General features: G+C 37.9%; 23 protein-coding genes. 13 read left to right on the top strand and 10 right to left on the bottom strand.

Annotated elements, in window-relative coordinates; all coding sequences use genetic code 11:
- Nucleotides 1-780: IS91 family transposase (locus J2S19_RS12425; protein WP_307342206.1), on the top strand; the 780-nt coding region annotated here is incomplete at its 5' end.
- Between the two features lie 408 nt (nt 781-1,188).
- On the top strand, nt 1,189-1,494 hold the full coding sequence (locus J2S19_RS12430) for a hypothetical protein (RefSeq protein WP_307342209.1): 306 nt from the start codon (nt 1,189-1,191) through the stop codon (nt 1,492-1,494).
- Nucleotides 1,495-1,729: 235 nt separating this feature from the next.
- On the opposite strand, the gene J2S19_RS12435 is transcribed toward J2S19_RS12430, so the two are convergent.
- The 3 genes from J2S19_RS12435 to J2S19_RS12445 all read right to left on the bottom strand — a co-directional run bounded on the left by J2S19_RS12435 (nt 1,730) and on the right by J2S19_RS12445 (nt 2,428).
- Entirely contained in the window at nt 1,730-1,882 is a 153-nt protein-coding gene (locus tag J2S19_RS12435; protein WP_307342212.1) for a YvrJ family protein, read from the bottom strand.
- 77 nt (nt 1,883-1,959) lie between these two features.
- Complete coding sequence (locus tag J2S19_RS12440) at nt 1,960-2,175, bottom strand: DUF2922 domain-containing protein (protein WP_307342215.1); 216 nt, start codon at nt 2,173-2,175, stop codon at nt 1,960-1,962.
- Between the two features lie 34 nt (nt 2,176-2,209).
- Nucleotides 2,210-2,428: a DUF1659 domain-containing protein gene (locus tag J2S19_RS12445; protein ID WP_307342217.1), complete on the bottom strand. Its 219-nt coding sequence runs from the start codon at nt 2,426-2,428 to the stop codon at nt 2,210-2,212.
- 207 nt (nt 2,429-2,635) lie between these two features.
- Here J2S19_RS12445 and J2S19_RS12450 point away from each other — a divergent pair, with 207 nt between their 5' ends.
- The 4 genes from J2S19_RS12450 to J2S19_RS12465 all read left to right on the top strand — a co-directional run bounded on the left by J2S19_RS12450 (nt 2,636) and on the right by J2S19_RS12465 (nt 5,880).
- Entirely contained in the window at nt 2,636-3,433 is a 798-nt protein-coding gene (locus J2S19_RS12450) for a helix-turn-helix domain-containing protein (protein ID WP_307342220.1), read from the top strand.
- A gap of 111 nt (nt 3,434-3,544) precedes the next feature.
- Nucleotides 3,545-4,366 (top strand): methyl-accepting chemotaxis protein, encoded by an 822-nt coding sequence (locus tag J2S19_RS12455; protein ID WP_307342223.1) that lies wholly within the window; start codon nt 3,545-3,547, stop codon nt 4,364-4,366.
- Nucleotides 4,367-5,105: 739 nt separating this feature from the next.
- Entirely contained in the window at nt 5,106-5,294 is a 189-nt protein-coding gene (locus J2S19_RS12460; RefSeq protein WP_307342226.1) for a hypothetical protein, read from the top strand.
- A 79-nt stretch (nt 5,295-5,373) separates the two neighbouring features.
- Complete coding sequence (locus tag J2S19_RS12465; RefSeq protein WP_307342229.1) at nt 5,374-5,880, top strand: DUF3841 domain-containing protein; 507 nt, start codon at nt 5,374-5,376, stop codon at nt 5,878-5,880.
- Between the two features lie 47 nt (nt 5,881-5,927).
- Here the strand turns inward: J2S19_RS12465 and J2S19_RS12470 are convergent, their stop codons facing one another.
- The 3 genes from J2S19_RS12470 to J2S19_RS12480 all read right to left on the bottom strand — a co-directional run bounded on the left by J2S19_RS12470 (nt 5,928) and on the right by J2S19_RS12480 (nt 8,898).
- On the bottom strand, nt 5,928-6,230 hold the full coding sequence (locus tag J2S19_RS12470) for a hypothetical protein (protein ID WP_307342232.1): 303 nt from the start codon (nt 6,228-6,230) through the stop codon (nt 5,928-5,930).
- 53 nt (nt 6,231-6,283) lie between these two features.
- A complete protein-coding gene (locus J2S19_RS12475) occupies nt 6,284-7,711 on the bottom strand; it encodes a YcdB/YcdC domain-containing protein (protein WP_307342235.1) in 1,428 nt (475 codons plus the stop codon).
- Nucleotides 7,712-8,037: 326 nt separating this feature from the next.
- Nucleotides 8,038-8,898 (bottom strand): helix-turn-helix transcriptional regulator, encoded by an 861-nt coding sequence (locus J2S19_RS12480; protein ID WP_307342237.1) that lies wholly within the window; start codon nt 8,896-8,898, stop codon nt 8,038-8,040.
- Nucleotides 8,899-9,027: 129 nt separating this feature from the next.
- Here J2S19_RS12480 and yicI point away from each other — a divergent pair, with 129 nt between their 5' ends.
- From yicI to J2S19_RS12505, 5 genes are all read left to right on the top strand, one after another.
- Nucleotides 9,028-11,340, top strand: a complete 2,313-nt coding sequence (gene yicI, locus J2S19_RS12485; protein WP_307342240.1) for an alpha-xylosidase — start codon at nt 9,028-9,030, stop codon at nt 11,338-11,340.
- A gap of 87 nt (nt 11,341-11,427) precedes the next feature.
- Entirely contained in the window at nt 11,428-12,708 is a 1,281-nt protein-coding gene (locus J2S19_RS12490; RefSeq protein WP_307342242.1) for an ABC transporter substrate-binding protein, read from the top strand.
- Between the two features lie 103 nt (nt 12,709-12,811).
- Complete coding sequence (locus J2S19_RS12495; RefSeq protein WP_307342245.1) at nt 12,812-13,675, top strand: carbohydrate ABC transporter permease; 864 nt, start codon at nt 12,812-12,814, stop codon at nt 13,673-13,675.
- Nucleotides 13,675-14,499: a carbohydrate ABC transporter permease gene (locus tag J2S19_RS12500; RefSeq protein WP_307342547.1), complete on the top strand. Its 825-nt coding sequence runs from the start codon at nt 13,675-13,677 to the stop codon at nt 14,497-14,499. The genes J2S19_RS12495 and J2S19_RS12500 overlap by 1 nt, the downstream gene beginning before the upstream one ends.
- A 299-nt stretch (nt 14,500-14,798) precedes the next feature.
- Complete coding sequence (locus tag J2S19_RS12505) at nt 14,799-15,638, top strand: SGNH/GDSL hydrolase family protein (protein ID WP_307342248.1); 840 nt, start codon at nt 14,799-14,801, stop codon at nt 15,636-15,638.
- Nucleotides 15,639-15,724: 86 nt separating this feature from the next.
- Here the strand turns inward: J2S19_RS12505 and J2S19_RS12510 are convergent, their stop codons facing one another.
- Entirely contained in the window at nt 15,725-16,174 is a 450-nt protein-coding gene (locus tag J2S19_RS12510; protein WP_307342251.1) for a hypothetical protein, read from the bottom strand.
- Between the two features lie 463 nt (nt 16,175-16,637).
- Here J2S19_RS12510 and J2S19_RS12515 point away from each other — a divergent pair, with 463 nt between their 5' ends.
- Entirely contained in the window at nt 16,638-19,154 is a 2,517-nt protein-coding gene (locus J2S19_RS12515) for a methyl-accepting chemotaxis protein (RefSeq protein WP_307342254.1), read from the top strand.
- 711 nt (nt 19,155-19,865) lie between these two features.
- Nucleotides 19,866-20,441 carry a competence protein ComK gene (locus J2S19_RS12520; protein WP_307342256.1) on the top strand — a complete coding sequence of 192 codons (576 nt, stop codon included), beginning with the start codon at nt 19,866-19,868 and terminating at the stop codon, nt 20,439-20,441.
- Between the two features lie 63 nt (nt 20,442-20,504).
- Here J2S19_RS12520 and J2S19_RS12525 read toward each other — a convergent pair whose 3' ends face one another.
- The 3 genes from J2S19_RS12525 to J2S19_RS12535 all read right to left on the bottom strand — a co-directional run bounded on the left by J2S19_RS12525 (nt 20,505) and on the right by J2S19_RS12535 (nt 24,297).
- Nucleotides 20,505-21,278, bottom strand: a complete 774-nt coding sequence (locus J2S19_RS12525) for an SH3 domain-containing protein (protein ID WP_307342259.1) — start codon at nt 21,276-21,278, stop codon at nt 20,505-20,507.
- A 7-nt stretch (nt 21,279-21,285) separates the two neighbouring features.
- Entirely contained in the window at nt 21,286-22,200 is a 915-nt protein-coding gene (locus J2S19_RS12530; RefSeq protein WP_307342263.1) for a hypothetical protein, read from the bottom strand.
- Nucleotides 22,201-22,749: 549 nt separating this feature from the next.
- Nucleotides 22,750-24,297, bottom strand: a complete 1,548-nt coding sequence (locus J2S19_RS12535; protein WP_307342266.1) for a polyamine aminopropyltransferase — start codon at nt 24,295-24,297, stop codon at nt 22,750-22,752.
- Nucleotides 24,298-24,309: the final 12 nt, after the last annotated feature.

Genomic DNA, 24,309 nt, shown 5'->3' on the forward strand with positions numbered 1-24,309 from the left:
GAAACCCTGGCTGAATTATCCCAAGATCCTAAATTTCTTGGTGCTCAGATCGGCTTTTTCTCAGTTTTGCATACGTGGGGCCAAGACTTACATTTTCACCCACACATTCATACCGTTGTATTAGCTGGAGGTCTTAATAAACAGAACCTTTGGAGAAGCACGAGTCAAAAGTTCTTTATACCTGTAAAAATACTGTCTAAGAAATTCCGTGGTAAATTCTTATATTATCTAAAGCAGTATTATCAGAAAAAACAACTAACGTTTTATAACGAAACTAGATATTATGATAATCCGAAACATTTTCAAAAATTACTAGACGAGTGTTACTCAATTGATTGGTATAGCTACACGAAAAGAACGTTTTCAGGTCCTTTAGCTGTCGTAAAATATCTTGGTCGTTACACTCATCGAATCGCAATATCGAATAACCGAATTGTATCTGTTAATCAGAATACCGTAACCATTGGGGTAAAAGATTATCGTGATCATAATAAACAAAAGCTTATTACGATGAAGGGTATTGAATTTATTCGAAGGTTTCTCATGCATATCCTTCCGAAGGGATTTGTCAAAATCAGGCACTACGGTTTATTGGCGAATCGCAATAAAAAAACAAAACTTACTTTATGCAGAAGATTGACAAATAGTTCTACGTATAAACCGATTTATAAAGGATTAAGCACGACTGAAATAGTATCGCTTTTAGTAGGACGAGATATTACACTTTGTCCAGAATGTAATAAATCTCATCTGAAAGAAACACCTGATTCAATACCTTAAGGGATATGAACTGAAGACTTATTTGAAAATGCCTCTTTATTGGGGAGGGGGAACTTGCATCTAAAACAGTGTTTATTTTGTGTTTATACAGTCACAACCCCTTATAAAAGACCCTATAGTCCAAAAAATGTGGAGAAATCAAAGATTGAAACCCCACAGGCCATGACGCGACTTCATTCTTCTCTGGCAATCAAAAATTTTGCAGATAGTCCATGACATAAATACAGAAAAAACCCAACTAGCTAAAATCTGCTAGTTGGGTTTTTTGAACGCAAAACTTCCGATTGTCCGCTATAAGAACCGTCCCCCTGCTTCCTGTGGTAGAATTTAGGGTAGGGAGTGGGTTAGACTGGATTGTGATAGTTACAGGTGTTTCCCTAATCAATTTGAAATGAAAGGAAGACTGTTATGTCAGTTTCTCGAATTATGAAATGGGTTACTGGTGCCTTTGAAGCTGTTTTAGGCATTCCGTTAATAGGGGCTGGGATTATTATCGGGTTTCTATGGGCGCCACTTGGCATTATGCTAGTGCTACATATCGTCACACTTGTCCTTACGAAAAAAGACGGGGGAGCAACAACTGGAAGTATACTTGGAATTGTCACATCATGTATCGGATGGATTCCATTCGTCGGCATGATTTTACATATACTTTCAGCCGTCTTCCTCATGATTGATGCTTCAAAACCAGACCGACTCGAAGAATCAGCATAGGAAGCGGAGGGACGGTTCTCCTGCTTCCTTTTTTTTATCAACTTACTATAGAGTTTTACCAGTCTTAGAAACTAGCGCTGGACTAAACGCGTTTGGAGATTATTAGAGTAATATCTACAGGCTGTCAAAGATGTCGTGACGGTCATTTTTCTTAAAGCTAGTAGTGAACCTATCCTTAACCAGAAAGCGAAACAACCATAACAAAGAGGCAACCACTAGAGTTGCCTCTTCGTATTCAATATGATTCTCTACTTACCTTAAGCTGTGTTGGCAGCATCTGAATCGAATGGTTTAGGGCATCAAGCTTACTTTCAATCCGATTAAGCAAATATAACGTAACAACAATCGGAAATCCTACCTCGCTTATCACAGCTAACCATTGTTCCATGTTTTCACCTCTTTTTTTAGGTGGGGACAGTCCCCATACAAAGTCCTATGCATATTGATGGGGACTGTCCCCCATTATTACAATTCAATCTCAGTGACAGTGCGGTCGATTATTCTTGCGCCTTTTTTGCTTACAAGGTCGCCATCGTTTGTGATGAAGATGTTTGACGTGAGAATTTCGTCCATTGCATTGTTTAAGGCTGCTTGGTCAACAGGTTCAATCGGTGATTCAATGTTGACCTTTGCTGTTTTTCCAGCAGCGTTCATAAAATGAAGCTCTAATGTTTTTGCCATGTGTATCCCTCCTTTCCTAGTCCTCTAGCGTTTTTTACTCTGAAATTTGATTTTTGTCATTTCGCTCCACATAAAGTAATGTCTCTGTTTGTAAGCTTGTAATTGCTTGTGCAGCTTGCAGCATTTGGTCAGCTGTTGCTGAAGTCTTCACATTGTTGTAGTTTTTACGCTTTGTTTTCATCTTGCCGTTTTCATCAACTCCATTTTCAAAGACGAGGCTCAATTGACTTTCTACTAATGTTTCAACTGCCATGTCTCTCACCTCCTTTCACCCTTTATATACAATTAAGCACGGTTAAGAGTAGCGTTGTTTTTAAACTTTTTTATAAAAAATAAATAGATTGTGTGTAAAAAAGGTTCATAGAAAAATTTTTAATATTTTTTTAAAATCGCCGCTACTCTAGTGCCCAAAACTCCCTATATATCAAGTGACAACATATTTTTGAAAGGGAGTAATGAGATGATGGAAAAGTTAAACTTTGAAACAATTAAAAAATATCAATCATTTGCAACTATTGAGGAAATGGACAAGGCAGTTCGTGGTTTTTTATATGAACATAAAAGTGCATTGTCTGAAGGGACTATCGCAGTTTTAAAAGTGATCTGGAGACATTCTGCAAAAGTTATTGGGGTGTCTTTTGCAAGCAATGATTATCTAGCGGATGAAGCAAATGTCAGCCGCAGAACTGTTATCCGGGCTGTAAATACTTTAGTTGAAAAAGGACTGATAAAACGGATTTCAACTGCTAGAATGAATGGCAAGCAAGGGGCTAACATCCTAGTGATTCAACCATATACAGAAATTGATACGTTAAAAAATAAGATGTCACCCCATGATGACACACCATCTGTCACAGCTAATAAAACAGAGAATAAGCAAAGCTCACTCTGTGAGAATAAAATAAATACTAAACGAATTAACGATGAACCAACACTCGAACAATTAGATACTAGTTTTCTACCGGAGTCTGTTTCAAAAGAATTTGTTGAGGCTGCACGACCATTTTTTAATGTTCAAGACATTTATGAGTTATGGAGACGAGTCGAAATCGTTTATGAAAAAATGCAGTTGAAAAAAGATTTAGATGACGTGATGGATACTGTTGTGCAAGCGTTTAAGGAAACTGTGTTTGCGAAAAAACTTGGTAGAATTAAATCTACGTTTAGAGGGTACTTTTATCGGATTTTGTATGCAAAACTCATTGTTGAAAAGCGTCGTGAGATCAAGCCGTTACTCTTTGATTTTTTAAATAATTGATTGTTAAACAGACTTAAAAGCCTGCGTGGATTCAAGTAAATGGAAAATCCGTTTCGATTCGAGTATACTTATCACTGTTGTAGGTAAAAGAATAGAAACGGAGCATGACAGATGACGTATAAAATAGATTCACTAGATGACCTCATACGGGTTATTCCTATTATAAAAGAGGCAATACCAGCAGATTTATCAATTGCTATTTGCGATGTGGAACAGTTTATTGCTTACTTTCCAGGGAAGGATATAAATCTTGGGATTAAAAAGGGACAAAAAATAGATCCGAAAGAACCTTTGTATACATCGATTCATCAAAAGAAACGACTGCAAGCAAATGTACCTGCAGATTTTTACGGCTTTGAATTCACTGGCACAGCACAGCCTATCTATGATAACCGAAACAAGGTGATCGGTGGAATTGCGATTCAACTGCGCAGGCAAACTGAGCTAAGGGCAATTGCTGAACAGCTCTCACATTCGTTAACACAGGCGAATGAAAAAATTAGCTCGGTCGCAAACGGTTCAACAGCACTTGCAGAGTTATCACAAAACTTACTCGTGCAATCAGGTGATGCGGAGAAAAATGTAAAGCAGACCGATACCGTGTTATCAATGATAAAAGGGGTAGCCGACCAAACAAACTTACTTGGGCTAAACGCAGCAATTGAAGCAGCCCGTGCAGGTGATAAAGGAAAAGGCTTTGGCATTGTAGCCAATGAAATTAGAAGACTGTCAAAAGAAACTGTCACATCGACAGAAAAAGTATCTGACATTACCGGCCAAATAAAAAAGGCAACCGCACAAATGGGTGACGCAATCAACAAAATCGCCTCCGTCGGCAACGAACAAGCCAACTCAATGAAAGAAATGGCAAACCTAATAGACGAACTAGACAACCTCTCAAAAAAACTAGAACAATTCGCAGAACAACTTTAGGAAGCAGGGGGACGGTTCTAATATAGGCAATCGGAAGTTTTGCTAAGCGAGTAGAGAATAAATTTTAATATTAACTGAAAATAAGATAAGTAGAAACTATTTATATAACTAATCGCAAAATTTTTGATTGCCTGAGTAAGCAGGAAGTTTTTTTAATCAAGATATTCGACATCCTCAATCAAATTTCCTGCTTCTTTTGCTTCCTATGAAGATGTTTAGAGGAAGCAGAGGGAAGTTCTTCTGCCATTCTATCTCCTCCTGAATAGTAAATTTAAGTACTAGAAAAGATCTAAATTCAGGAGGAGCACGAATCGAATTATTAATATGTATGTGTCTTTGAAAAGCACTTTGTGATATAATGTTCATACGAAAAAGTATCTCTTTCTATTGTTTTCTTTGGCGATTAAACAATATCACGAAAAAGATACTTTTTCATTTTTTTATGCCTTTTTTTGATAGAAAGATGTTTTTAAAGCTATCGCTAGCGATTTCGTTCTTCTTCCGCTTCCTTTAATGATAATTGGAGGAGAAATGTCCTACAATTTCTGTTTAGTTAGCAAACACATTGATTAGGCATTAGGTTTTCCAAAAATTTCAGTTTCAGCCTAACCTCTAAGTTTCTTCCCGCATAAAAAACCAAGAATAAACACTTCAAGCAACAAATTGTGGTATGAACTTCCCCAATTTAGTAAAAATAATAGAATATAGTATGGATCCCGAGTAAGTAGAGGTGGCCAAAATGCTTGGAGAACAGCAAAGTCATAATACCAAAAATGAGCTTATTGAAATATACATGTTGCGAAATCGTTTAGAAGAGCTATATAAACAGTCTGGGCCAACTAGCTCGACGTACATTGATTTATCAATTCAGCTAAAAGTAATCGAAAACAATTTTATCGAAGATCAAATTAACCGTATGTTTAAGTGAACGAAGGAAGCAGGGGACGGTTCTTTTGCTTCATTTTGGAAGCAGAAGAACCGTCCCCCCGCTTCCGAGAGGAGTAGAGATGGGAATTTATTGGACGATACAGTCAGTTGGGAAATGGCAGAAGGTAAATAAAACAGGTTTTCTCGTTGGTGCTCGCGAGTACATTTGGCCTGAGTTTCTTGATTCTTATCATTGGATGATGGAGCAAATGAAAGTGAAACTACCGAACTATCACGGAGAATATCCGGTATGGGTATGGGAACAAAGACCAGACTTACGAAAAAGTGGGCATTTAGAAAAAGGTGAACGTGGAGTTTTATTAAAACTTGAGCTGGATGATGCAAATGTACTTCTCTCAGATTTCCAAGCATGGCATTTCGTCATAGATAATGCCTATTGTAACATTGAGGGAATGGAGGACGTCGAGGGGATCTCTACAGAAGAGATTCAAGCTAGCTGGCAGAAAATATTTGACTTAACGTATGTGTCTCAACATCCTGAATGGGGTGAAGTCACGGTACAAGGTGTTACTGGAAAGGTCTCAATAGATAAAATCACACTCGAAAAGGAATTTATCTCACGTTAATTAAAGGTAAAAACACTAGACTTCTAGATTCTAGCGTTTTTACAATATTATCCAAACAACACACTATCTGTTAAATTATACCAGATAATTTCGATTAACATTAATAAACAAACTGCTAAAAGGAAAGCAGTAATAGAGAGAATAATTTTTGTACTAATTTTCGCTTGTAATACCCTATATAACCTACCTATGAAACTCCCTACTAGTATAAAAATTGCGAAAACAATACATATAGCAACTAAATCCACAAAGGAAAAAGGATGACCGATATACGGATCAGCCAAGACATTTACGAGCAATAGTACAAAAAATAAACCAATTTGATAGAGGATGAATGTTTTTTTATTCATTAGAGAGGCTCCGTTCTTTTTATAATTAGGCTTTTAACTGTAGAGCCTGTAGCCTAATAATTTTTCACAATTATTTCACCTGTATGTGCATCAATATAAGCACCTTCTCCAAGTTCTGTTATGAATTTAGTCTTATAGTTTAATTGATAGAAGGCTGGGTGATTATCTTCATACTCCTGTGTCCATTCTAGATTTAGTGTAAGATGTTTTTTATATATATTAATGGCATCAGCTTTTGTAATCGTCGGCTTTGTCTTGATGTCCTTAATGTCACACAAGTCGATGTCAGGTGCCATAAAGTGGTCAATTGTGCCTGTTGTCCGATTGACGCTTATTCTAGCTGTACCAAAGGTTACTGGGAAATCATCTATATATAGCCGATATTCATAATGGTAATGAGTTTGACTATCCTCGTATTCTACCTCTTGAACGACAAAGCGGAAAAACTTATTAGCATCAGGGTTTAGATGAAAAAGAAGTTGGTCAGCACGAATTCGACCTTCGTCATAACTAAGTTGATGTGGACCACTTCTTTCTAAAAAGGAGTAGACACCAGTAAGTAAACCAGTTTTACGATGATGTTTCATTTTAATCGTTCCATCGTTCCTCCGTGAGAAAAAAGCCTCCATTGAGAAATTGTTAAGATTAGCTTCTATGTTCACATTATTTTCTCTCCATACAGTAGCGATTTCATCCCCAAGATCTTGCTCTCTAATTTTTGTAAACTTAGTCTTATCAAAGCCTATTAATGTGTATATATCGCTTGAACGCTTAGGCTGAAGAAGATTTTCGGTTTTTTCTGTCTCTGCCAGATTTTCTTCTTCCGGGTCGTAATCATTATGTATCGGATAGCCTTCTGCTGTGTATTCATTGTGTTTGATTTCAAGGTTATATACAAGCCTATAGCAGTCATCTCCGTTTATATATAAATCTTTACTATTCTTAATAATTTGGAGGTCAGCTTTTACGTCATGGTTGAGTTTTTCGTTTAGGGTCGTTGCAGGGATGATGGATTCCGGCATTTTGACTTTCACTGCTTCACCATCATAACGAAAATCTGTAATCATTCCACTAGGTGAAATGGTCAAGTGGAAGCCAGTAAATGGAAGGGTTATACCGAGTTCCTGCTGTGAATATGTAAGCCGATAGGAACCGCTTTTTAATGATTCCCACTTCTCAAATTGAAACAGAGTAGTAGCTTCAGGGTAATGTTTATTTACAAACGAAAGGGCTAAATCTTTTAGCTTGTCCTCAGAAAGATGAGCATGAGCGGTTTGCTCCTCCTGTTTGCTATCATATAGGTGCAATAAATTTCCGTCTAGGTCAACCTCAACAATAATCGTTAAATCCTCATCCTTCTTATGACGCCAACAAAAGAAAGCAACACCTGACTCCTCACGGAAATCCTCAATCTCAATCAGATACTCCTCAGTCACACTACCAATATTAACAGCCAAACCTCGCAAATGAACAAGTTGCATCAAATTCCTCCTCACAATAAGTATCTGTAATAATAACGAATCAAGCTGGAAAAAGTTTCAGGAAGCGGAGGGAAGCAGGGGACGGTTCCTCCGCTTCCTGAAGAGCATCACCCAAAAAGGAAGCAGGGGGACGGTTCCTCCGCTTCCTGAAGAGCTTCACCCAAAAAGGAAGCAGAGGGACGGTTCCCCCGCTTCCTTACACAATCCACAAAAAAACAAAGCAGATTCAACCGCCCCGCACTCCCCCACAAAAAGAAGCAGCAGAACCGTCCCCGTGCTTTTCCCCGCAAAAAGAAGCAAAAGAACCGTCCCCCTGCTTCCCGCTTTCACCCGCGTTTCCATTCTTTCGGGGTGCAGCCTTTTTGTTTTTTGAAGAGGCGGATGAAGTAGCTTTGGTTTTGGAAGCCGACGTCCATGACGATGTCGAGGAGTTTGCGGTCGGTTGTTTTGAGGAGGGCACAGGCTTTGTTAATTCGGATTGTGTTGATGTATTCCATCGGGGTCATCCGCATGTACGATTTGAAAAAACGGCTGAAGTGGCCTTCACTCATTTGCACCACAGATGCAAGGTCCAGTACTGTTAGCTTATGTTTATAATTTTCATCGATATAGTAGAGGACCTGCTTTAATAACTCAGTTTTTGTCATATCCTTTTCCGTAATCGTATCATGTACATTCACTTCCTGCTTATTCAAAAGCTCCGCAAATAATAGAAATAAATACCCTTTTATTTTTAACTCAAACCCAGCATCCTTCCCTTCATATGTACGAATAACGTTCCGAAGAATCTCTAGCATCTCAACATCCTCATGACGAGATATATAGATTGGCTGATAAATTCGATTAAGCAATTTTACGTAATTGTTTTCAATTAAGTCATAACCAAAGCTACGCAACAAATCAATTCGAAAAACGACAGCATGAAGCTTAAACGGTACATCGCCAACAGGGGATGCCCCATGTAAATGTTCACTAGGTAAAAAACAGCCATCTCCTTCATCTAAGCGAATCTCATTCGTACCAATTTGGAGATTAATAGAGCCTTCCTCAATATAAATAAACTCTAGCTCAGGGTGTAGGTGCATATTGAAAATCACCTGACCATCTAAATAATCGACCATATACGATATGAATGGAAACATCGAATCTCCATGAATTCGGTCCTCAAGCAGTAAATATTTATTCACCAAACCGACCTCCTTGATATATCAGAATTGTACAATTTTATGTTGAGATTGTGCAAGAATTGATTTGTTTTTATCAATATAATATTAAACAAAGGAATTGAAAGCGAATACAAAAAGGGAGTGTTTTACATGAAATTTACCGATGGATTTTGGCTAACGAAAGAGGGCTTTGATATCCAGCATCCACGCATCGTTCGGGATGTAGCCGTTATTGATGAAAAAGTAACATTATATGCACCATGTAAAGATATTCAACATCGTGGTGACACATTAAATTTACCATCATTGACACTTGAATTATCATCACCAATGGAAAATGTGATTAAAGTGAAGGCTTGGCACCATAAAGGCGGTAGAAAGAAAACACCTGATTTTGATGTGAAAACAGGCGCAGTGTCGTTGCAAGCAGAACGAAAAGAAGAGAGCACAAGCTTCCAAAGCGGTGATATCAAGGTCGTTATCGAACATAAACCATTTAACATCACATTTTACCAAGCAGGAAAAAAGATAACGAATATCGATCAAAAGGGTGTTGCCTGGATTAAAGGACCACAAAAAGAAAGCTATATGCGTGGCCAACTAAATCTCGGTGTTGGCGAAAACATCTATGGTCTTGGTGAGCGCTTTACACCATTCGTGAAAAATGGCCAAATTGTTGACGTCTGGAATGAGGACGGGGGTACGAGTTCAGAGCAATCGTATAAAAATATTCCATTTTATATGAGCAATCTTGGCTACGGCGTGTTAGTAAATCATCCAGAAAACGTAAGCTTTGAAGTCGGCTCAGAAGCGGTATCGAAAACGCAATTCAGTGTTGAAGGAGAACAATTAGAGTATTACATCGTCGGTGGCTCAAATCTAAAAGATGTATTAACAAATTACACAGAGTTAACAGGCAAACCAGCATTGCCACCAGCATGGTCGTACGGCTTATGGCTCACAACGTCATTCACAACAGATTACAACGAAGAAACAGTCAACCATTTCGTCGACGGCATGGCAGAGCGTGATATTCCGTTAAGTGTTTTCCACTTCGATTGCTTTTGGATGAAGGAGTTTGAATGGTGTAATTTTGAGTGGGATAAAGATGCATTCCCAGAACCAGAAGCGATGTTAAAGCGTCTAAAAGAAAAAGGTCTAAAAATTTGCGTATGGATTAATCCATACATAGCCGAAAAATCAAAACTATTTGATGAAGCAGCAGAGCAAGGCTTTTTATTGAAAAAAGCAAACGGAGACGTATGGCAGTGGGATTTATGGCAGGCAGGTATGGGCATCGTTGATTTCACAAATCCAGGTGCTTGTGATTGGTACCGTTCAAAATTAAAGGCATTACTAGATATGGGTGTTGATAGTTTTAAAACGGACTTCGGTGAAAGAATCCCAACAGATGTTGTCTATTTTGACGGGTCTGACCCAAATCGTATGCATAACTATTATGCTTATCAATATAATAAAGTAGTTTTCGAATTATTAGAGGAAGAACGAGGAAAGCAGGAAGCAGTTGTGTTTGCCCGCTCTGCAGCCGTTGGTGGCCAGCAATTCCCTGTTCATTGGGGCGGAGATTGTAATGCAACCTACGAATCAATGGCAGAAAGCTTACGTGGGGGACTGTCCCTCTCATTATCAGGCTTTGGATATTGGAGTCATGATATCGGTGGCTTCGAAAATACAGCGAGTCCAGATGTATTCAAACGTTGGTTAGCATTCGGACTGTTATCAAGTCATAGTCGTCTCCACGGTAGCTCATCTTATCGTGTGCCATGGTTATTTGACGAAGAAGCAGTTGAAGTGACGAAGCATTTTTCAAAGCTGAAAAATCGTTTAATGCCTTACCTTTACAGTGTGTCTGTTGAAAATAACCGTACCGGTGTCCCAGTGATGCGTCCAATGGTGTTGGAATTTGCTCAAGATCCGAATTCACACGTACTTGATCGCCAATACATGTTAGGCGGAAACCTGCTTGTGGCACCAATTATGAATGAAGATGGGATTGGTTCCTGCTACTTACCGCACGGAAAATGGACACATTACCTCACGAAAGAGGTTGTTGAAGGTGGTACGTGGATGAAGGAAAACTATGACTATATGAGCCTACCTTTATTCGTAAGGGAAAATTCAATTTTGGCAATCGGTCAGGATGAGACACGACCTGATTATGACTTTGCTGAGAACGTAACATTTGAAATCTATCAGCTTGTTGATGGAAAAGAAGCAACTGCTTTCGTGACAGATATTAATGGAACGGTCAAAGGGGAAATAAAAGCAGTTAAAAATGGCAGCACTATTTCAATGGAGGTAAACATGGAAGATGCTGACTACACAGTACTTTTAAGTGGGGTTGAAAACATTTCCGCAACAACAGCTGGTGTGGTTGAACAAAGTGAAAAGGGTGTGAAAATTAAGCTTTCTGGAACGCAAAAACTTGAACTAACTTTGTAGCTTGTCGTTAACGTAGATGGTGATGAAGGTAAGGTGTGCGACACGTCTTTATCACCATCTATATAAAATAACAGGGGGTATGGAGCTATGAAAGTACATTCTTTAAAGGGGTTAGTAGCTGTTCTATTCGTCATTGGCTTACTAGTCGGTTGTTCTTCTAACGGTAGTGGTGGTAAAAGTGATGGCAAGCTTGTCATCGATGTATTTAACATTAAAGTCGAAACAAAGGATCAACTGCAGGCAATGATCGATGAATATGAAAATAATAATGAAAACGTTTCCATAAACTTAACAACTGTTGGCGGCGGCCAAGATGCAGCATCTGCATTACAGGCGAAGTTTTCATCAAATGAAGAGCCGGCCATCTTTTTACTAGGCGGCTTATCTGATGTTGAAAAATATCAAAAATACTTATTAGATGTTTCCGATATGGAATCTGCAAAAACAGCGATTGAAGGCACTCTACAAGGGGCAACAGTCGATAACAAACCATACGGGATTCCGTTAAATATCGAAGGCTTCGGCTGGATGATTAATAAAGAAATCTTTAACTCAGCGGGTATCGATCCAAGCACAATTGAAAGCTATGATGATTTTGTAAAAGCAGTAGAAACAATTGATAGTAAGAAAGATGAATTAGGGCTAGAAGCTGTATTTGGATTTAGTGGCAAAGAGGATTGGGTCGTGAGTCAGTTTTCAAATCACTTTTCGGCACCAGAGTTTGATAATGACTTGAACAAAGCATACGAGTCTACAGAACTAACCTTTAAATACGGTGATCGCTTTAAGGAATATACGGATTTAATCAATCAATACAATGTGCAGCCAATTTTATCTCTAGATTACAGTACATCTGTTGAAGAGCTGTTTACGAATAATAAAGTCGCCATCATTCATCAAGGAAACTGGATTGTCCCAACACTTGATAGCTTGGATCCAGAGTTTACAAAAAATAAGCTCGGAATCCTGCCGCTATTTGTTGATAGTGATGACCAAGGCTATATTAGTGCAGGCCCTTCATGGTTCTGGGGCATTAATAAAGAAAAGGATGAGAAGGTCGTCGAAGCTTCAAAGGATTTCATCGATTGGATGTACACATCTGATTACGGGAAAGAACAAATCGTTGGCGATTTTAAATATATACCTGCACACGAAGGCTATGAGGCAGACAGTATTCAAGACCCTGTTTCGAAGGAAGTATATCAAATGCTCGTAGATGGAAAGTCAAGAGTCTGGGCACATAATCAATATCCGAATGGATTTTCTCAAACAGCGATGTTCCCTGAGTACCAAAAATATTTAAATGGAGACATTGACTGGGAAGCGTTTTTAGAAACGAGCAGTTCGAAGTTCACGGAAATGCGTTAGGTAAAAATTGACCTCGTGTACTAGTTTAGAAGAATGATAGATTTCTAAAATGGGCAGTTCACTGTTAAAAGTACTGCCCTTCCTTTCGAAGGGTGTGAATGAAATGAAAATGAGAAATGTTACATACTGGATTTTCTTAGCACCATGCCTGCTCGCATTATTCGTCGTATTAGTTCTCCCATTCATCCAAGGTGTGTACTACTCGTTAACTGAATATAACGGGTTTCAAGTGAATGAATTTGTTGGGTTTGAAAATTATCTCAACATATTTAAAGATGAACAGTTTTTATACAGCCTTATGTTTACGGGTGGGTTTTCAATTGCGTCTGTGATAGGAATTAATGTGATTGGACTTTTGCTTGCTCTATTTGTCACGCAAAAAATGGGAAGAGTGAATACGATTTTTCGGACGGTATTTTTCATGCCAAACCTAATCGGAGGCATCATTCTTGGGTTCATCTGGCAATTTATATTTCTAAAGGCGTTTGAGGGGGTTGCGGCAGTAACCGGGTTGGACTTTTTTAAAGGCTGGCTATCCAACACGGAAACTGGCTTTTGGGGCTTAGTCATTTTGTTTATTTGGCAAATGAGTGGTTACATTATGATTATTTATATTTCATTTTTAAATAATATCCCTGATGAGCTTGTGGAAGCAGCTACGATAGATGGCGCGAGTACGTGGCAGCGTTTTTGGCGAATTAAGTTTCCGTTGCTCGCTCCAGCGTTTACAGTTAGTTTATTTTTATCACTATCAAATGCCTTTAAAGTGTACGACCAAAACATGGCGTTAACTGCCGGTGGTCCGTTTAACTCAACACAAATGGCGACGATGAATATTTATGATACTGCCTTTAAAATTCAGGACATGGGCTATGCACAGGCGAAGGCGATAATCTTTTTGCTTATCATTACAATCATTTCAGTCATTCAGCTCTATTTGACTCGGAAAAGGGAGATTGATTTATGATGAAAAAGACGAAGCATAGCAGAGCTATAGGTCTTATCGTGCTAGGGTTTTTACTTTCGGCGTTCTGGTTTTATCCGTTCTACTTAGTCGTCGTCAATTCGTTTAAAACGAAAGCAGAAATTTTCGTGAACACCCTCGGTCTTCCGTCAGAACCGACGTTGGCGAATTATTCAGAGGCTTTTATCGCATTAGATTTTGTTAGAAGCTTTTTTAACTCATTGTTTATCACGGTTTGTAGCATTATCCTTATTTGTCTGTTTACATCCATGGCGGCATACGCGTTATCGAGAAAAAGCGGGAAAACGAGTTCAATCATATACTTTATTTTTGCGATTTGCATGCTGATTCCATTCCAATCGATTATGATTCCACTAGTATCGATATTTGGGTCTGTTGACATGTTGAACCGCGGTGGGCTGATGACGATGTATTTAGGATTAGGCTTAAGTCTTGCGGTATTTCTCTACTTCGGTGCATTACGGGGGATTCCAATCGCGTTGGATGAAGCAGCAATAATTGATGGTTGTAATCGATTCCAAGTCTATTGGCATATTATCATGCCGATGCTGAAATCGACAACTGTGACAGTTATCGTCCTAAACGCAATCTGGTTCTGGAACGACTACTTGCTTCCTTCGCTTGTTATTAACAAAGAAGGGATGTACACAATCCCATTGAAAATGTTCTACTTCTTTGGCGAATATTCAAAACAATGGCACCTGGCCCTAGCAGCCCTTGTCATTGCAATCATCCCGATTATTGTCGTCTACATGTTCCTGCAGAAATACATTATTAAAGGAATATCAGAAGGTGCTGTGAAATAACGAAACTGGGGACAGTCCCCCGCCGCTTTAAAGCGCTGGGGGACTGTCCCCATCTTTTGTCTCATTTTAAGCCAAAGGTAACAAAAGAGAAACATGCAATATTTGTGCACAAAGTACCATGAAATAAATGGAAAATCACCTATATAATAGTATTCGGACGTGTGTATCCTGATAACGGTAGTATAGATGGCGAGTCCTATGACCATATCTATCATCGCTAGTATGCGCTCCTAAAAACAAGTCAGGAGACTGCTGCTAGACTTGCAATATCAGAATCATAGAATCGGAGGCTATCAACTATGAAGAAGTGGTTTTCTATTTTCATTATCCTTGTATGTATCGGCTCCATCGTAGCTGGGAATTTCCATTGGAAGCAAAAGCTAGCTGCAAAAGCTGAAGCAGCCAAAGAGCATAAGGAAGCGGTAATGGCAAAGGAGCAGGTGGAAGAGAAACCGGAAGAAACAGCTCAAACTGAACAGAACGATGCAAAAGATACGAAAACAGGAGAAACGGATATAACGAACTATACAAAAAATCTCCCTAAAGAAATTCAAGACATGTTCATCGAAGCTCAATCAGCAGAAAAGCCGCTCCAACTTGTCATTTTCGGCTCAGACAGTACATCACAAGAAAAGGGGGCGTGGCCAGACCTATTGACTCAACAGCTGACAGCAGCATATGGAGAAAATATCATTAACACAACTACAATTTCTTTAAGCGATAAAACGTCATTAGATGTCATCCGTTCAAAAGAATATGAAAAAGTATCAGAACTGAAACCTGATATTGTCCTTTTTGAACCGTTCACACTAAAAGATAATACAGGTAAAATTGCCATGAAAAATCGCTTTGATAGTATCAGCAAGATGGTGGATGCATGGAAGGCAAGCAATGAAGGTGTCTCGGTTCTATTACAACCGGCAAATCCAGTACATAAAGGAATTAATTATCCTAATCAAGTTGAAGAAATAAAAGAATTTGCTGAGGAAGAAAACATCACCTACTTGAATCACTGGGAAGCATGGCCTGAAACAGAGGATAGCAAAATGCTAGAGTACATTACTGAGGATAGCCTTCCAAATGACAAGGGCCACCAATTATGGGCTCAGTATTTGGTAGATTATTTCATTTCAAATTAGACAGTACCATTTCTTGTCATATAGTGAACAGGAAAAAAGGCCTAAAACAGACTGGTGTACAATAATGTGTGCACCAGTCATCTTGATTATTTCTTACTTTCTTTCAAAAACTCATCCTGACTTAAATCTTCAACATAGATAACTTGATAATACCTATCACCTTTAACTAAAATCCAGCACAAAAATTCATCTTGATTAATGTCCTGAACGACAAAGTGCCAATTGTTCTGAAACTCTTCGGAAAAGCTCTTTACCATTTCTTCGTTTAACTTATCCTTACTAATCTCCAACACTTTCAACTCAGCCAATCCACCTGCTTCATTGATTGTCTCACGTAAGTCTTCCATCGAATCCTCAGGATTGTAATAATCCATAACATCATCAGAAACCATTCGCGTGAATGTTTCGACATCATGATTGAGAGCGGCTTTGTACATTGTTTTAATAGCACCCGCAGCATTGCTGCTATCGGATGATGAACAAGCAGTTAAAAGAAAAATAATAGCAAGAAAAGTTAATAGATTCATTTTCTTCATAATCGTCACCTCTTTAATAAATTTTGTATGAAAATAAGTGAAATGAACTATTAAAATATTACTATAACTTCATGTCAAAAGTCATCCAACAAATAAATAAGGGTTAGAACTTAAGAGTAAATAGGAAATTAATACTTGTGCAAAAATTTTCTAATGAAATTTTTGTCGACTTTTGTTGGAAATGGTGCTAAAATTTAGGGGAGTTATAGGTTAAAAGTACTAGACGATCGTATATGGTTATGCTTGATGTTGAGTTTGTTTAGTGGTTAAACTAACGGTGGTTAATAAAACAAATTATAAGTGTGATATTTTTTCTCCTTTGTATGTACATAACATAGCAGAAAGAGTATGACTAGCCACATTTTTAAACACCTTTGTAGCTTATTCAAATCAACATTGCAGAGGACAACCTTTACTTTTGAAGAAACATAGAGATACAAAAAAATATAGAGGAGATATTAGCATGAAGAAAAGGACTAGAAAAAAAGCATCAAAATTCAAGTTTCAATTTAATAAAGCGATTTTCCACTCTTTGAAAGCTAAGCTGATGTTACTTGGTGCAGTCTGTCTCGCCATTGTATTGCTTATCGGCGGTATGTCACTCATTATGATGGATGGTAACAATGAAAAGTATGAGATGACTAATCATATGAATCAAGTGAACCGCTTGGCAGAACAAAATGAAACGTTGAATGTTTTATATGTTTCGTCGAAGGATAGTAAGTATTTAGAAGAGTTGTCTTCTAATACAGAGGAAGCTTTTTCCATTATTGAAAAGAATAATCCTACATTAAAATATACAAAAAAATGGAATGAATTAGAGAAACTGCTGGAACAAAATAAAGTAAATATGGCAGATATCCTTAAACTTACAAATGAACGTGGTTTTGACCCGTCAACAGGTATTAACCAAAAATTGCTAGATAACGGTAACAAAATTCAAGAACAATTGGCATTACTAAATGAAATTTCCGTCTGGGTTGATATCCCGATGCTTAATACAAATTCTTTAATACAAGGTACTGAAAATGTAGATGGAAAGACCTATAACAAATATACGTACACAAATACGATCCCAGATAAAGGGGATCGGGATAACATGCAAGTGCGTATTGGCGGAGATTCAGTTGAATATAAAGGAACTGCTTATGTAACGAATGTTCAATTAACCAATGATTCAACGAATACAGTCATAGATTTTGAGAAGGTTTCTGAACAAGCTGTTAACAATAGCTACGGTTCGGCATTGAATGGTGTAGAATTTACGAACTTTAAAGGCAAGCCGGCTTTTAAAATTGGTACCAATTTCACGGCAGCTAATGCTTCTTGGGAAGAGATTGCTCTATCAATAACTACAGCAGACATTGATTTAACCGAATATAATAAGGTCTCGTTTGACATATTCTTTGATACGGATATTCATACTAGGCAAATGTCTTTAGGGGTTGCTTTAGATAGCCGCTATGACTTTGGAGGAGCAACAAGCGGGTTAGATCAATTGTTTAATGAATATAACCGAGCTGTCGTTGAAGGTAAGGAAGAAGAGGTTTCTAGCTTTTACGATGAAATTAGTGCAAAAATGAACGAAATGAAAACTAATTTTGGAACTGCATTTGGTAGTGAAGAAACACCGACGACGGCCATTAATTTAATGGATGAAAAAATGAAAATTGTCGAAGAGATGAAACCAATTGATACATCTCTCGTCCAATTGGTCAATGAAAATACAAATCTAGTTAATGATATGCGCAAAGTCATTAGCGATATCCACGCTGGCATTAATGATGATATGGGATCTGCTGCAACTAGCTTACGACTAACAATTATCATCTTAAGTATTGTTGCCATTGCGATTGTGGCAGCTATTGTCCTATTGATTTCAAGAAGTGTACAGAAAAATTTAGACCAATTTAAAGATATTTTAGTAGATATGGGGAAAGGCGACTTAACGAAGCGTGCAAAAATTACGTCAAAAGATGAGTTTTCACTTTTCTCAACATATCTAAATCAATTTATCGACCAAATTAGTGGTATTTTACAAAAAATTCAAGGTTTAACTCTTGAAGTGAATGAGAAGAATCAGGCGGTTTATCGTGTGATTCAAGGTGTTGTTAACGGTGATAATAATAAAGATGGTATCCTGCAGTTACAAGAGCATTTTCGTTTAATCGAAAATAGTGTAACGAATCAAAGTGCAAATACAGAGGAATCATTAGCTAGTCTACATGAAATTCTTGAAACGAATAGAGAATCTGTCAATGGGATTAATGAGTCGAAGAAAACGTCTGAACAATCATTAGCAAGTGTTCAAGAGGGCGTTAAATTTATTGACACATTAAATGGCAATATCGAGGGGATTTCAAAAAGTGTTGACCGTTCAAGTGTTGAAATTAGTGAACTCATTGAGTTTTCTAAATCTATCGAGGAAGTACTCGTTTCTATCCAAAACTTTGCAAGTCAAACGAATTTACTTTCTTTAAATGCAGCAATTGAAGCTGCTAGAGCTGGTGAAGAAGGTAAGGGCTTTGCGGTTGTAGCAGATGAAGTGAAGAAGCTTTCGACGGCAACAAGCCTTGAAACACAGAAAATTAGTGAAATCATTAACAACATTAATGGAAAAATTAATCAAGTACAGGATGCGAACAAAGAGGTTACATCACATGTTCATGATACTGAACAAATCGCAGGTCAATTTACTGACATTATTAACAGAATGAAAGAGTCGACTGAGCATAGTTCAGCGTATATTTCGAACTTAATGTCGCAAATTACCGACCAAATGTTAAGCACCGAAGAGATTGTTAAAGCTGTCGATTTAATTAGTACAGACTCACAAGAAATTCAAGATAAAACAATCATTACAACTGAAGTAACAGACGAATTAGCCAATAATTTAGTTGAAAACTTAAAAGTTGTTGAAGAGTTAATGGAAAGCATGACAAGAATTAAGGAAGATATTAGTACGTTTAAATTGAAGTGATTTTTTATATAATGCTGTGTAAGAGCTGATTTAGGCTTTTGCACAGCTTTTTTCTATAGCAGAGGATGTGGATCCTATCTGAAAATTGACTGAATCACGAAAGTAGTAAAATCTCTACCATATGTCAAATTCAACCCGAAGACCTATCAATGCTATAGTTAGTGAGTTGGATAAATGTTTAAATATTAATTAATTGTTACTATTTCGAAAATATCCCTATAAATGTAAATTTTCTCTATCAAGAATGATAAGGTTTTGTAAAGTACCACAAATTACCTAGTTAACCCTGTATAATAAGCATTATGTTACCCTACTTCGATTCGACAACTTACATGCAATTATCCTCTAATTCCCTACCACATCTTAGTTTTCGACAGAAATGTGAAAATGGAGGTGAAGAAACAATTTTAATCCAAAAAATTCCAAATAATAATTAAAGCAAACATTATAAAAAAGGAGTGGTCCGGATTTTTATTTATCTTAAAAACGAGCAAGAATATCCAATTAACGAGATTAATATAATCATTGAAGTCTCTCCTGAAATAAACATTGTCGTAAAGGAAGTTGATCCATCTGAGGAGGAATCTCGTAAACTTTACCATTAAAGGAATTAGAGATGTCAAAAAAATGGGTAACGATGGTTAAGTGTATTTTACTATGTTGAGTATGATTGCAACTCTATTTAAAATCAATTAAAGGAGCTATTTCATAATGAGACATTATTATATGCTGCCAGTCAATGAAGAATCTCCATACATTATCCATGAAAATACAATGTGCGTTATGCCTTTCTATAATGATACCGGAGTGTTATGCAGCCAAATCCTAGAAGTATATAAGGAAATTGAAGTGAAGGAAAGCCCATCAACAATTGTTGCGAGAAGTATCGATTACTTTGGAGGAGCTCTTCAAGGGAGACTGCAATCAGCAGGTGGTATTTTAATAGGACAAAAACTCTTACCAGTTATGATTAGTGAAAAGTACAAGACGTGCATGGTGCCAACATGTTCACCAGCCAAACCAGAAAATAGTTGGATTTCGTATAAGCATGTGCGCAGTATTGTACCTAAAGGTAATCAATCGATTATTACTTTAACAAATTATAGTCAGATTGTTGTGGATGTGACACGTGATACGATGGAAAGACGTCTGGATAAAGCAGCACGCTTATTAACGACATATGAAATACGTGAGGAAAAAATACTAGATGAAGTAAAAACATCGTACATAGCTGAACCGCAATTTGCTTACAATCTAGAGAATGAGCACTTTGACCAGATGACTTAAATTTTTTAAAAACTTGATAAGAAAGAAGAAGGAATGAGGTGCTCGTTCCTTCTTCCGGTAAGATTATGACTCATTAACAATTTTAGAAGATATCCAGCCCTTTTTCCCATTCTCTGTTTCAACTTTTAACCATGTAATGCCTTTGTTATCTGTTTCTTCCTCTTCTAGAAAGGTAATCGTCTCACCAATTTTTAAACTATCAACAATTTTCCCATTAAGAGAAGGGGTTTCACGAATGTTCCCGCCCTCATCATATTGTTCTTTTAACGTTAACTTTGGACGCTCGTCTTGTTTTAAAGATGTTTGAACTTTGCCTTGAAGCTGCTTTACATCAAAGCCTAATTCTTTTTTCAGCTTATCAACTGTTACCCACTGTTCGAATTGATGCCACGTTTTAGAATAAGATGTCGTCGGGTTATTGATAATTGCTAATGGTAAAATAATCGCTAAAATAAGAGCAGTAAGCCTAAATGTCTTTCGAAATGAGTATTTATTTCGTTTCCGCTTTTTTGTAAGTTGTGCTAGTTTTTCGAAAGATAGTAAGAGAAATGCAACACTATCCTCTAGCATATCGATCCATCTCGGAATCGCATAATTACCGCCATGTCGCTGCTTCATTAGCTGGCGATGAGCTAGTCTCATCATTGGATAAGAAAGGAGCTCGACTACCTTTTGTAATAATAGGCTTCCCCATTCGATAATCCGTGGGAGCAGTCTGATGACGACTGGTCTTAGAATGATGACGATAATAAACGTGATGAATCCAATTCTGAGCCATATCGGCAGGAATGATAGTGGGACCCAAAGCCAAAATAACTGATTGATAATGGTTTCCACAGTTCACCTACTCTCCTTTTGTCATTTGATAGATGCTCCGTACGTCATCATCTTCTATTCTAGCTGTTGAAGGTCGATGTTCTGGTACCGGGTCATGTGGAAAATATGCTCGTATTTTTGAGATTTGTTCTCTTGCAACGTCCTCATTTACATTAGGGTCGAGTAATAACCTACGAATTTGGTCTTGGACTTCAAAACGGAAGCTTTCTTCATGCTGTAATTGTCTTTTCACAATATCACGGGCATCCTCGTTATTTTCTGCAATTAGCAAGGCAGTTAGTAAATCTCCTTTTTGTATCGACTCTTGAATTTCTTTTGCAAGAGAGCGAGCTTTCATGAGTTGTTTCTCACGACGATGCTGTTCAAGCTCATGTTCCTGGTCAATTTTCACAAATTCTAAATCATGTAGCTGATCATGTGAGCTTTGTTTTACAAGAACATTAATATCTGTCACAGCAACACCAACCTGCTTTAACCCGGCTACCATTGATGAGTGCTCATGTAAATCTTCAATGTGACGCTTGACCCGTTTTGCCTCAGAAACTGGATAATCACTCGTAATTTCTTCTAACCAATACGGCAGCTTTTTCTGAATGTATGTGACAATTTCACCGGCGTTTTGCTGTATCAATGAAATAGGATCGACGACTTTGTAATCAATTGATAAGTCGACGAAAAATTTACGACCACGGTCTTGTGATGGAACTTCATTTTCGTATTGAAAATTTAAGGTCGACATGTTGACGATATACATTTTGTTATATTTCCCTGCACGTAAATCACTCCGTGTAATCCGATCACCATTTTTGACGACGAGAAAATGATTATCCTCATTCGTATAGACGAAGGCTTGAGACATTGATGAAGCAGGTTGCTTTTCAAAAAAACTAAACTTGACCGGTTTCACTTCAATTAAATTCATATCTAAAATCCTCCTTAGTAGCTTCAAATCTATATGCAATGTTGATTAGAGATTAGTTGATTTGTCCATTAAAATAGTACCAATGATTGCGCAAATGTTCCATATAGTTTTATTACACGAGCCGGATTTGCGATTTTCAAAGGCTATTTTCGTAAACATTGTTCCTTTTAACTGAGTTGTCGTTTAGGGTTTGTCTCCGCTACAGTACTCGCTTTCCGCGGGGTGGGTGGTGAGCCTCCTCAGCGTAAACGCCTGCGGGGTCTCACCCCTCCCACGCATCCCGCAGGAGTCTCGCACTTCCGCTCCAACAAACCCTTAATAAGATTAGTGCAAAAAGCCACAATCCTTTAGAAAAGGGCCTTTTCAAAAAAATCTCCGACATGAAGTAGAGTCCCTCTACGAAAATATTATACAAGCATTTTTAATGATATAACTAATTTTTCATTTTTATGAGGATTTTTCGGCTTTTAATCTATTGTATTCATTTGAATGGACTGGTAGAAGTATACTGTGGGAATTGGGAGAGGGAAGGGGGATAAGTCCCCCTAATTAATAACTTCTCCACGCTTTTTCGTATTTTTCAATGATTGTTGGGCGTGTCAATGTATTGACTTCAATCGGAATTTTATTACCTTTTTCATCGGTTATGTCTTTGTCGATGTCTTTCCCAAATGTTCTCAAGCCTGCTAAGACATCGTCAGTTAAATAGCGTGTTTCAACATCTAATGTAGCCGTATCGAGTTGTACCGGCTCCCGTTTTGCCAACACAAAGCCCCAGTCTCCAAAGCTTGGGACATCGACATGAAGATTAGCTGTGTTTAGGTCTGCAGCTTGTACGGTTTTGTCGATTGACCAATATACCTCTGTTGCAAAGGTTGGGCTTGTTGCTTGAATCATTAATGACCCGCCAGGTATTAAATGATTGCGGAGCAGCTGATAAAATTCGAGTGTATAAAGCTTACTTAAGGATTCATTATTCGGGTCAGGCAAGTCAACAAGAATTACATCATAAAACTGTTTAGAATGCTTAACAAATTGAAACGCATCATCATTGACAACCTTGACACGTTCATCCTCATAGGCGCCCTCGTTCAATTTGACTAAATCACGATGTGTTTTTCCGAGCTCAACAACTTCAGGATCAAGGTCAACTAATGTCATTGACTTCACTTCATCATATTTTTGAAGCTCACGTAATGCAAGACCGTCACCACCGCCTAGGATCAGAATATTCTCCTTTTTCTGAGCGGTTGCCATTGCTGGATGTACGAGTGTTTCATGGTAACGATATTCATCAGATGAACTAAACTGCAGCTGCCCATCAAGAAATAAGCGCACGTCACCTTGTTCCTTCGTTAAAATAATTTGCTGATATTCGGTTTGCTCTGTATAAATAATCGGGTCGCGATAAAGCTTTTGCTCAAAAGTAAACGCCGTTTCTTCTCCGATGAAAATACCGACAACCAGTAACAGAAAGATGACAATTCCCGCTGAGAAATGGCGCTTGAAAGTAAGGATTTCCTTTTTAAAATAGATAAGAATCCAAAGGGCAATCGTCACATTTATTAACGCAACGATAAACGCTGTTTTTACGAGGCCAAATTCAGGGCGCAGTAAGTAGACGAATAAAATACCTCCGATTAGACCGCCTGCATAATCTGAAAATAGCACTCTCGCTGTACTTTTTTGGACGGTAACACCAATCTCGTTCGCTTTTCGAATTAAGATTGGCAATTCAACACCTGTCAAAGCACCGACAACTAATGTAACGGTGTAGAGGAAGAGAGAGTTCATTCCATCTCCTAAAAAGGCAGAAACACCAAAGAGAAGGAAAGTAGAGAAACCCGCGATAATACCGATTAAATATTCAATCCAAACAAACGATAAAATTAAATGCTTTGTAACCCGTTCACTTATCGATGCACCAATCCCCATTCCTGTTAGAAAAAGAGAAATGGTGAGGGTGTATTGTTTCACACCATCACCAAGTAAATAAGAACCAGCTGCACCGAAGAGAACTTCGAAAATAATTCCGCACACCGAAACGATTCCCGAAGCCCAATAGATGGCTTTGCTTTGATTGATTTTATTACTCACGTAGACGTCGTC

Origin of the sequence: Metabacillus malikii, from assembly GCF_030813355.1 — a bacterium.
Classification (GTDB): Bacteria; Bacillota; Bacilli; order Bacillales; family Bacillaceae; genus Metabacillus; species Metabacillus malikii.

What these genes read in the sequence shown, in the direction of transcription:
- J2S19_RS12430 (WP_307342209.1), top strand. Translation starts at nt 1,189, where the DNA reads ATGTCAGTTTCTCGAATTATGAAATGGGTTACTGGTGCCTTTGAAGCT.
- J2S19_RS12495 (WP_307342245.1), top strand. Translation starts at nt 12,812, where the DNA reads ATGAAAATGAGAAATGTTACATACTGGATTTTCTTAGCACCATGCCTG.
- J2S19_RS12445 (WP_307342217.1), bottom strand. Translation starts at nt 2,428, where the DNA reads ATGGCAGTTGAAACATTAGTAGAAAGTCAATTGAGCCTCGTCTTTGAA.
- J2S19_RS12460 (WP_307342226.1), top strand. Translation starts at nt 5,106, where the DNA reads ATGCTTGGAGAACAGCAAAGTCATAATACCAAAAATGAGCTTATTGAA.
- J2S19_RS12475 (WP_307342235.1), bottom strand. Translation starts at nt 7,711, where the DNA reads ATGCAACTTGTTCATTTGCGAGGTTTGGCTGTTAATATTGGTAGTGTG.
- J2S19_RS12435 (WP_307342212.1), bottom strand. Translation starts at nt 1,882, where the DNA reads ATGGAACAATGGTTAGCTGTGATAAGCGAGGTAGGATTTCCGATTGTT.
- J2S19_RS12455 (WP_307342223.1), top strand. Translation starts at nt 3,545, where the DNA reads ATGACGTATAAAATAGATTCACTAGATGACCTCATACGGGTTATTCCT.
- J2S19_RS12505 (WP_307342248.1), top strand. Translation starts at nt 14,799, where the DNA reads ATGAAGAAGTGGTTTTCTATTTTCATTATCCTTGTATGTATCGGCTCC.
- J2S19_RS12490 (WP_307342242.1), top strand. Translation starts at nt 11,428, where the DNA reads ATGAAAGTACATTCTTTAAAGGGGTTAGTAGCTGTTCTATTCGTCATT.
- J2S19_RS12515 (WP_307342254.1), top strand. Translation starts at nt 16,638, where the DNA reads ATGAAGAAAAGGACTAGAAAAAAAGCATCAAAATTCAAGTTTCAATTT.
- J2S19_RS12530 (WP_307342263.1), bottom strand. Translation starts at nt 22,200, where the DNA reads ATGAATTTAATTGAAGTGAAACCGGTCAAGTTTAGTTTTTTTGAAAAG.
- J2S19_RS12500 (WP_307342547.1), top strand. Translation starts at nt 13,675, where the DNA reads ATGAAAAAGACGAAGCATAGCAGAGCTATAGGTCTTATCGTGCTAGGG.
- yicI (WP_307342240.1), top strand. Translation starts at nt 9,028, where the DNA reads ATGAAATTTACCGATGGATTTTGGCTAACGAAAGAGGGCTTTGATATC.
- J2S19_RS12470 (WP_307342232.1), bottom strand. Translation starts at nt 6,230, where the DNA reads ATGAATAAAAAAACATTCATCCTCTATCAAATTGGTTTATTTTTTGTA.
- J2S19_RS12510 (WP_307342251.1), bottom strand. Translation starts at nt 16,174, where the DNA reads ATGAAGAAAATGAATCTATTAACTTTTCTTGCTATTATTTTTCTTTTA.
- J2S19_RS12520 (WP_307342256.1), top strand. Translation starts at nt 19,866, where the DNA reads ATGAGACATTATTATATGCTGCCAGTCAATGAAGAATCTCCATACATT.
- J2S19_RS12450 (WP_307342220.1), top strand. Translation starts at nt 2,636, where the DNA reads ATGATGGAAAAGTTAAACTTTGAAACAATTAAAAAATATCAATCATTT.
- J2S19_RS12465 (WP_307342229.1), top strand. Translation starts at nt 5,374, where the DNA reads ATGGGAATTTATTGGACGATACAGTCAGTTGGGAAATGGCAGAAGGTA.
- J2S19_RS12440 (WP_307342215.1), bottom strand. Translation starts at nt 2,175, where the DNA reads ATGGCAAAAACATTAGAGCTTCATTTTATGAACGCTGCTGGAAAAACA.